Below are 255 nucleotides of genomic sequence, written 5' to 3'. Positions count from 1 at the left end.
CTCTACCTGACCACCTGTGTCGGTTTGGGGTACGATTTCGTGTTACCTGGAGCTTAGAGGCTTTTCCTGGAAGCATGGCATCAGCTACTTCACCACCGTAGTGGCTCGTTATCACGCCTCAGGGTTAATATGCAACCGGATTTACCAGGTCACACCCCCTACACGCTTGAACCGGGACAACCGTCGCCCGGCCAGCCTAGCCTTCTCCGTCCCCCCTTCGCAGTAACACCAAGTGCTGGAATATTAACCAGCTTC

At 54.9% G+C, this 255-nt stretch carries 1 rRNA gene; it reads right to left on the bottom strand.

The features are described from left to right. Positions 1-255: ribosomal RNA gene (locus J1785_RS00060) — 23S ribosomal RNA — on the bottom strand; the annotation flags it as partial.

This window comes from Rahnella perminowiae (genome assembly GCF_019049755.1).
Classification (GTDB): Bacteria; Pseudomonadota; Gammaproteobacteria; order Enterobacterales; family Enterobacteriaceae; genus Rahnella; species Rahnella perminowiae.
Note: the sequence above shows the minus strand (reverse complement) of the source record. Positions and strands in the feature narration are given on the sequence as shown.